At 68.5% G+C, this 8,188-nt stretch carries 6 protein-coding genes; 1 reads left to right on the top strand and 5 read right to left on the bottom strand.

Features of this window, described 5'->3' with window-relative positions; all coding sequences use genetic code 11:
• Positions 1-132: 132 nt before the first annotated feature.
• The 5 genes from ACFWY6_RS42305 to ACFWY6_RS42285 all read right to left on the bottom strand — a co-directional run bounded on the left by ACFWY6_RS42305 (position 133) and on the right by ACFWY6_RS42285 (position 7,314).
• A complete protein-coding gene (locus ACFWY6_RS42305) occupies positions 133-1,476 on the bottom strand; it encodes an NAD(P)/FAD-dependent oxidoreductase (RefSeq protein WP_384702274.1) in 1,344 nt (447 codons plus the stop codon).
• 60 nt (positions 1,477-1,536) lie between these two features.
• Positions 1,537-1,827, bottom strand: coding sequence for an acyl carrier protein (locus ACFWY6_RS42300; RefSeq protein WP_384702271.1), 291 nt, complete (start codon positions 1,825-1,827; stop codon positions 1,537-1,539).
• A gap of 172 nt (positions 1,828-1,999) precedes the next feature.
• Positions 2,000-3,751 carry an NAD(P)/FAD-dependent oxidoreductase gene (locus ACFWY6_RS42295; RefSeq protein ID WP_384702268.1) on the bottom strand — a complete coding sequence of 584 codons (1,752 nt, stop codon included), beginning with the start codon at positions 3,749-3,751 and terminating at the stop codon, positions 2,000-2,002.
• A gap of 189 nt (positions 3,752-3,940) precedes the next feature.
• A complete protein-coding gene (locus ACFWY6_RS42290) occupies positions 3,941-5,662 on the bottom strand; it encodes a thioesterase domain-containing protein (protein WP_384702265.1) in 1,722 nt (573 codons plus the stop codon).
• A 92-nt stretch (positions 5,663-5,754) separates the two neighbouring features.
• Entirely contained in the window at positions 5,755-7,314 is a 1,560-nt protein-coding gene (locus ACFWY6_RS42285; protein WP_384702262.1) for a DUF6851 domain-containing protein, read from the bottom strand.
• Between the two features lie 362 nt (positions 7,315-7,676).
• Between ACFWY6_RS42285 and ACFWY6_RS42280 the strand changes: the two genes are divergently transcribed.
• The gene (locus ACFWY6_RS42280) at positions 7,677-8,045 is read left to right on the top strand and encodes a hypothetical protein (protein WP_384702259.1); all 369 of its coding nucleotides are present in this window, start codon (positions 7,677-7,679) and stop codon (positions 8,043-8,045) included.
• Positions 8,046-8,188 lie beyond the last annotated feature (143 nt).

Below are 8,188 nucleotides of genomic sequence, written 5' to 3'. Positions count from 1 at the left end.
GTGTCGCATCTCTCGCCTCGTGGGGGGGCCCCCGTGCTTAGTGTGCGCGCGCGGGGGCCCCCCCCACTGCCGCCGCCGCGGTGGCCCCCGCGGGGGCCCCCCGCGGCGGCGGAGGCATGGCTCAGGATGGTCTCAGAACATCGCCTTGGCACTGCCCGCCTGGAGGGAGCCGAGGAACGGGTGCCACAGGTGCGTGGGGTCGTTCTCCACCGCTGTGACGATCTCGCGCATGGCGGCGAGTGCCCTGGGCTCCTCGTCGTCGTAGACGTCTCCCTGGAGCATCTTCAGCACGTCCAGGCGGTAGCGCGGGTCCTGGACGAAGGCGGTGAAGAGGATGTTGAGGCGGTAGTAGATCGAGATGAACTCGTACCAGTTGTTGACGCCTCGGCGGAGCGTCGACTCGTAGGTGTCGAAGCGCTTCTTGGAGTAGTCACCGGCCTCGTGCGCGGCGATGATGTCCTTGCAGGCGATGCGGGCGCTGTTGAGGGCGACCGAGACGCCGCTGGAGAAGATCGGGTCGACGAAGCGGGCCGCGTCACCGACCATCAGGAAGTTGTCGCCGCAGATCTGGCTGAGCGCGTACGAGTAGTCGCCTTCCGTCTTCAGCGGACGGACCTGCTCGGAGTCCTTCAGCGCCTTGTGGAGCTCGGGGCGGCTGGCGATGGTGTCCCAGAAGAAGTCCTCCAGGTTGTCCTTGGACGCCTTCAGCCGTTCCCGCTGGGTGACGACCCCGATCGAGGTGATGGTGTCGGTGATCGGGATCTGCCACACCCAGGTGTCGATCACGGGCAGGAAGTGGATGAAGATGAAGTCCGCCTGGCCCTTGTTGACCGCCAGGGCCTTGCGGTCGAAGTTGTCGAACCAGGTGTGGATGGCGTACTGGTTGAAGACCGGGTCGGCCTGCTTGACCCGGAGCTGGCTGCCGAGTTGGGTGCGGCGCCCGCTCGCGTCCACGACCATGCCGACGGGTATGTCGGTGCGTATCCCGTCGTGCGTGGTCTGGAGGGTCGGGGTCGGCGTGGAGAAGTCGACGCGGTTGACGCGGGTGGCCTGACGCACGGTGGCCCCGCGGGACTCGGCGTGCTCCAGCAGGATCTGGTCGAACTTCCCGCGGTCGACGTGGAAGGTGTAGTCCTTGTGCACGCCGCCCTGGGTCCGCTCGTTGAACATGATCTCGGCCGCGCGGAAGTCGTGATCCAGGCCGGTGAAGCCCATCTTGTCGCTCGGCCCGCTGTCGGCCGAGGTCCAGGCCGCGCCGTATTTCTTGGGGAATCCGGCCGCCTCGACCTTCTCGAAGGCGCCGATCTCGGCGAGAACGGGGGTGGTGGCCGGGACCAGGGACTCCCCCACGTGCTCACGGGGGAAGGTCTCTGCCTCCAGCACGAGGACCTTCAGTCCGGCCCCGGCCAGATAGGACGCGGCGGTCGACCCGGCCGGGCCACCACCGATGATGCCCACGTCGAAACGGTCTGTCATGTTGGCTGTCTCCTTTGAGGCGTACGGTCGGCCGACGGGACGTGCGCTCACACCCGGGGGTCAGTCCCGCGCGGCGGCCGGCTCGTTGGCGGTCGCCAGTGCCGGGCCCAGCGAATGGACGAGGTCCGTGATCGTGTCCAGCGTTCGGAAGTGCGCTCCGGTGATGTGCGTGACCGGGACGTCCACCCCCATCGACTCTCGGATGAAGGTCAGCAGCTTCGCCGTGTTCATCGAGTTGAGAATTCCCCACTCCAACAGCGGCGTGTCCGGTTCGAGGGCCTCCATGCCCTCGCCCAGAAATGTCTCCGCGACATAAGGCGCAATGACTCCGTACACGGCATCCCGCGTCATGGATCCTCCCGGTTGTGTCATGTCGACGTCGTGCCGACGTCGTGTGTCGTGTGGCCGCAATCGGGCTCGTACGCACCCACGGTTCGTGTGGCCGCAGTCGGGCTCGTACGCACCACGGTTCGCGTGGCCGCAGTCGGGCTCGTACGCGCCACGGTTCAGGTGGCGCGCCCGCTCATTTCCCGCTGCCCTGCTTGACCCGCAGCGGCCGGCCTACCAGCGGCCATTCGGCGACCCGCTGCTTCACCTCTTCGCCGAGCTCGAACTCGCCGCGGGCGAACCGCTTCTTCATGAAGAGGGTCAGACCTTCCCAGGTCAGCTTGGTGATGTCGGTCTCGCTCTGCCGCCTGGTCCACAGCAGCGTCTTCATCGAGCCGTAGAAGTTCGCGTCGATGCACTGCTGGTCGAGGTCGGCCACGCCGAAGGCCGGCGGGATGAAGTCGGCCTCGCGCAGCCGGCCGAGGATCAGGTCGGCTGCCCCGCCAGTGGTCAACTCACCGCGCTCCACGGCCTGGCAGGCCTCGTTGACCTCCTGGAGCAGCTTGAGCGCGGGCGCGTAGGCGGAGCCCTCCGGTACGGCACGCCCCCGCCACCAGGCGTTTTCCAGTGGGTCGAGCACACTGGTATCTCGGGTCTCGAGGAATCGCGCGTAGGCTCGGTTGACCTCGAACGTCGCGATGATCTGTCCGAGCGACCAGACTCGGAACCAGGCGTTCCACAGCTTCCAGTCACGGAACGACAGATACGCGTTCGCGCAGAGGTCGTCGTTGAAGTCCAGCAGACCCTGCTCCAGGTCCTGCATGAACTTGAAGCGCTCCACGGAGAAGTCGTCGTCCTGGATGGCGTCCAGGAGACGGTGCGTCAGCGCGTGGACGGTTTCGAGGGTGTTCGACATGCCGCGGGAGAAGAGCGGGTCGATGAAGCCGGCCGCGTGCGAGGTGAGGCACCAGCGGTGGCCCACGGTCTGCCGCGGCGAGTACTGGATCCGGTCGGTGCGGGTCCAGTTCCGTACGGGCTTGGCCTCCGCGAACTGCGTGGCGATGTCCGGGTACTTGCGGAGGAATTGATCGAACTCCTCCTCGGGCGAGCAGTCCGGCATCGGGTGGATCCGCGGGTCCATCATGATGCCGACGCTGCACAGTGGGTTGGTGGCCCGTTCGTGGTTGTCGAACGGGATGATCCACATCCAGCCGCCGTCGAACATGTGGTGGAGGGTGCCCTCGTGCCACTTGGTGCGGAAGCCGGAGTGCACCTCGGGCTTGGCCACGTCGTCGAACGGCCGCACGCCGGTGAAGTGGTTGAACATCCCCCGGGACTGGTGCCGGAACCGCGCCGGCTCCTCCCGCAGGCTCAGCTTCTTGGCCAGCACCGACCGGTGGCCACTGGCGTCCACCATGAACTTGGCCCGCACCTCGGAGCCGGTGGACAGCTTGAGCGTGACGTCGTCTTCGCCCGGGTCGACGTCGACGACCGCCTGGTGCTGACGGACCGTCGTCCCGTACTTGACGGCCACGTGCATCATCCAGGCGTCGACGTCCTGGCGGTAGTAGTGGTTCTCGGTGTGGGTGATCTTGGGCACCTCGAAACGGGTGCGCTCCACGGGGTCCTGGCGCTTGCCGTCCCGGTGGTACACGAAGCCGAAGTTGCGCTTCACGCCGCACTGGGTGGTGATGTTGCGGTACACGCCCTCGAAGGTGGCGAGGTGCTTGATCTCCGGTACGCCGTACCGCTCGGCGATGAGCCGCATCATCATCGAGGTGAAGGGGATCGTGGACTCCCCGATGGTGAACTTGGGGTGGCTGTCCGCGTCGATGAGCACCACGTCGGCGCCGTTCCGCGACAGACAGGCGGCGAGGATGGTCCCGGCCACCCCTGAGCCGACGATCGCCACGTCGTACAGGTGCTGTTCGTCATCTTGCTGTTGCATGTTCCGTCTCTCCCTTCGGAAGAGTGCTGGGAGTGCTGGTGGCAGCGGAGCATGGCGCCGAACGCCACGGCCGTGCCCGTGATGACGATCCGATGGAGCCTGTCGCGCCGCACGCCCCGGCGGGTGATGGCCCCTCGCCGCCGGCGGCCGGAGGACGGACCGCACACAGAATTCAACGTGAAATGAATTCTACAGATGATTAATAGCTTGCTGCAAGACGGCGCTCGTGTGTGCGTCCTCACCCGCCCCGGCGAGAGCCACCGGCTGCGACACGGACGGCGCGACCAACTGAGCCGCAGGCAGCAGCCGTTCGAGGCGGCCGCGTGCCTCGGCGGCGAAGGCGGGCGAGTCGTGGAAGAAGTGGCCGCCGTCAAGGACCCGCAGATCGAAGCTCGCGGTCGTCTCACGGTTCCAGGCGATCAGGCCCTGATCGTCCGTCATCTGGTCCCACCGCCCGGCGAATGCCGCGATCGGCACGTCGAGCGGCCGGCCGGGCGGCCGGGTGTACGTCTCGGCCAGCCTGAGGTCGGCGCGCAGCAGCGGCAGATACATCCGCAGTATCTCCGGATCGCGCAGGGCACCGTCCGGCGTGCCGCCCAGGCGCTCGACGGCGTCGAGGAACCGGTCGTCCGCGAGCGCGTGGATCGGCCGGTGCGAGAGGCCGACGGCCGGGCCGTTGCGGCCGGAGACCAGCAGCAGGCCCGGCGGCGCGCCGACGGCGGTCATGCGGCGCGCCATCTCGTAGGCGACCAGGGCACCGAGGCTGTGGCCCGCCAGTACGTAGGTGTGGTCGCCGTCGGCCGGCAGCCGTGCCCGCAGCTGCGCGGTCAAGTCGTCGGCCAGCGGCCCCCATTCGGTGATCAGCGGCTCGCGGATGCGGATGGAGTGGCCCGGCAGATCCAGTGTTTCCAGGCGTACGCCGACCGGCAGCCAGCGGGACCACGGGCGGTAGTAGGCGCCGCTGCCGCCCGCATGCGGGACGACGAACAGGGTGACCGGTGCGGCGCCGGGCGGCACTTCGTCGCGTGGCGCACTCATGTGGTGGCTCATGGGAACCCGTTCCTTTCGACTGCGGAGTGACCTGGGCCGGTCGCGGCCGAGCGGCCGGGCTGCCGGCGGCGCCGGGGAACGGGGGGCGGACCTGCGGCGCGGGCCGTGCGTACGGAGAAATCCCGGTTCGAGGAGCTCGGCGAGAGAGGCCCGGTGGAACCGCACCGGAACGTCCGGCGCCCCGACGGCGACCGCGCACGGGAGCGGCGCGGCACCCTGCTCCGGCACAGGACGCCCGGCCTTCTCCGGCCGGAACAGATCGCGGAGCGTCCAGCCCGCCACCTGGCCCGCGCCGGCGGGCAGCGCCCTGAGCACCGGCCGGCCGGCGCCGTCCGCGGCGCAGACCACGGACGCGAGGCCACCGGCCAGACCCAGGCCAAGTGCCTTGAGCACGGCCTCCTTGTACGTCCAGTGGCGGAACAGCGACTCGGTCGCCGCCGCCCCGTCCTGGGTGAGCCACCAGGTGTACTCGGCGTCGGACATCATGGTCCGCGCCAGGCCGTCGATGTGGCCGACAAGACGTTGCTCCTCGATGTCGACACCGACCGGCCCGGCCCTGGTCACCGCCACGGCGGCGAACCTGCCGGAGTGCGAGAGGCTGATGTGCGGGCCGCGGGATTCGGAGAGGAACGGCTTGCCGTTCGGCTCGCGGCGCACCCGCAGGTCGGCGGGCCGCACCCCCGCCGCATCGGCGGCCAGAATCCGCAGCGCCGCCTGCGCGCCCAGGCGACGGTGCCGGTCCCGCGTGATGACGGCGGACAGCCGGGCCGTCTCGGCCGGCGGCAGCACGGCGGCGGAGCGCCGCACCGAGCGCTCGTCGTCGACGTCGACAAGCCACACCTGAACCCCCGTCGGGTCCATGTCGTGCCCTCCTTCGCTGGACCGGGTCGTGGTGCCGGAGAGGAGCGGGCGACGGTGGGCGGACGTGAGGCCCACCGTCGCGGTCGCGACGGTCAGTCCTTGACCTCTCCCTTGATGTAGCGCTGCACGTACTCGTAGGCCAGGTCGCCCAGTCGCACGCCGAAGTCGACGGACATCTCGACGGTCTTCGAGAAGTGCACGCCGCCCCACACCCGGCTGACGGCGCAGTCCTGGACGAATTCGGTCCAGGTGCGCCACCGGATCTTGAGCTCCTTGGCGGGCGTTGTCCCCGGCTCCACCAGCGACGATCCCGCGGGCGCGGTGTACGTCCAGTCCAGCACGTCGTCACCCAGGAAGCGCCGCGCGGCCTGTGCCTCGGCGGAGCAGAGCGTGGTCGAGCCGGACGGGAACTCGGGGTGGTCCCCGACGTTCAGGTAGCTGGCCCACTCGTCGGCGGGGATGTCGTCGACCTTGCCCTTGCCCACGCCGCCCCAGGCGGTCACCTTTTGCTTGCCGTACACGTGCTGGACCGCGCTGAACGGACGTACGGCGTCGTGCTTGTTCTTCTGGTGCCAGACGGCGATCAGCCCGTCGAACATCGACACCGAGGCCGTCATGAACAGGTGGACCCACCCGTCCAGATCGAGGTCGTGGGCCTCCGCCGCGGTGAGCACCGAGTACCCGATGCCCATCAGCTTGTTGTCGAAGACCTCCGCCATCACCTTCTGTTCGTCGGTGAGCCCGGCCGATGCCTTCAGGATCTCGTCCACGGAGCGCTTGTACTCCATGGGCCTTGTGTGGTCGCTGTGTTGGGGCGCGGCGAGCTCGAACTCGTCGGGATCCCGGAAGGAGTAGGGCTTGGTGACCCGCACCTGCGGCGTGACGAAGTGCTGCACGGTGAAGATGCCCTTGTCGCCATCGCCCTTGCCGATGCGGCGGCGGTGCGTGGTCAGCTGCGGCTGCCAGCGCGACGGGTTGGTCAGCTTGAAGGCCGTGTTCACCGGCTTGTAGCCGGTGTAGTCCGCGTACGGCCTGGGGTTGTACTTGCGGCCCTCGTCGCCCAGTTGGTTCATGCCGTCCCGCCGGCGGGCCTTGACGACGGCCTTGCCGGCCAGGTTGCCGATGCCGACCGGGCTCGTGCGGTCGGCGGACTCGTCGTCGGGGTTCAGACCGACCGAGGTCAGCAGCTCCCGGAAGAGCGGCTCCTGCTCCGCCATCACGCTCTTGATCACCTGGTACGTGGCGTGCAGAGCGGCGATGTTCTTGTTCCGGTTGGTACGGGCCTCGCTGCTGGGGCGGCGGCCGAGCCGGGAGTACACGCCGACGGCGGTCGGGTGGTAGGGCGCCAGGGCGTCGAACCACGCGTTCTGCACCAGGTGGGTCACCCGGATCAGGATGGTCACGTCCATGGGGGCGATGACCGCCGTCAGGTCGGACCGGTTGGCGATCAGGTCACGGATGATGTTGCCCTTGTCGAAGTCGAAGTCGACGGCCTTCGACTTCCCCTCGGCGGCGGTGGGTTGGCCGGCGAATGCCGTTCCGGTGTGGCCCAGGGTGGCCAGCGCCGCGACCGGAGCGGTGCCGAGAGCACCCAGCACCAAGGATCTGCGTCGGGGCGAGAAGGCCGCGGAAGAGCGTCCAGATGTCGTCATGCGTTTAATTTCCTTTCCACTTCCACCTGGCCACCGGCGACTGAGCGGGCGGACGGTGGGGGGCGGCGGGTGCGAAAGAACGCCTTCGGCAGGTGTAGGCGACCCGGCAGTGAGGAATTAATTCATGCAAGAATTAAGCATACGGAGGGCTAGCACCTTGTCAAGGACCGCTGGTGCGGGGCCAGTTGACGAGCGTCGGGCCCACGTTCCGTCACGAAGAACCGACGAGCGCGGCGCCACCCCTCGACACAACGGAAGTCCTCGTGCTTAGCTGAAAGCGTACGTTCGTTTTTCTGCGAGTCGCGGCCGCGATGCCCCTCGCCCTCATTCGCGTCCCACCCGTCACCCAGGAGGGTTCTGCCATGAAGAAGCTGTATGCCCGCATGATGAAGGCCGAGTGCCCGATCGACCCCGCCACCATGGAGACCACGGTCCCGTTCCTCCAGCACAACACCGTTGAGCACGCGCTGAAGGACAGCGGCGTACGGCAGATCTTCTTCTTCGTGGATCCGAAGGACAGCGCCATCTTCTCCATCACGATCTACGACACGGAGGAGGACCTGAGCAATGCGATGCAGGAGGCGACCAGCGAGTTCCGCTTCCAGAGCCTGGCCGCCCTCGGCTGCACGGCGGTCGACGCGCGGGTCTTCGAGGTCGTCGCGGGACAGGTCAACCCGGACGCACCCGAGGTGGACTTCAAGAGCCTTGTGCCGCCGATCACGACGGACTGACGGCCAGGGCCCCGACGGTTCGTCGGACCACTGAACAGAGCCAGGGGGGGGGCCCGGCGGTGTTTGGGAGGGCCCCCGGGGGGGTGGGGGGGGGGGGCCCCCCCCCCCGGCGCGGCGCCGCCCCCCCCCCCCCCCCGCCGGGG

Source organism: Streptomyces sp. NPDC059037 (assembly GCF_042740015.1).
GTDB lineage: Bacteria > Actinomycetota > Actinomycetes > Streptomycetales > Streptomycetaceae > Streptomyces.
Note: the sequence above shows the minus strand (reverse complement) of the source record. Positions and strands in the feature narration are given on the sequence as shown.

What these genes read in the sequence shown, in the direction of transcription:
- ACFWY6_RS42300 (WP_384702271.1), bottom strand. Translation starts at nt 1,827, where the DNA reads ATGACGCGGGATGCCGTGTACGGAGTCATTGCGCCTTATGTCGCGGAG.
- ACFWY6_RS42295 (WP_384702268.1), bottom strand. Translation starts at nt 3,751, where the DNA reads ATGCAACAGCAAGATGACGAACAGCACCTGTACGACGTGGCGATCGTC.
- ACFWY6_RS42290 (WP_384702265.1), bottom strand. Translation starts at nt 5,662, where the DNA reads ATGGACCCGACGGGGGTTCAGGTGTGGCTTGTCGACGTCGACGACGAG.
- ACFWY6_RS42285 (WP_384702262.1), bottom strand. Translation starts at nt 7,314, where the DNA reads ATGACGACATCTGGACGCTCTTCCGCGGCCTTCTCGCCCCGACGCAGA.
- ACFWY6_RS42305 (WP_384702274.1), bottom strand. Translation starts at nt 1,476, where the DNA reads ATGACAGACCGTTTCGACGTGGGCATCATCGGTGGTGGCCCGGCCGGG.
- ACFWY6_RS42280 (WP_384702259.1), top strand. Translation starts at nt 7,677, where the DNA reads ATGAAGAAGCTGTATGCCCGCATGATGAAGGCCGAGTGCCCGATCGAC.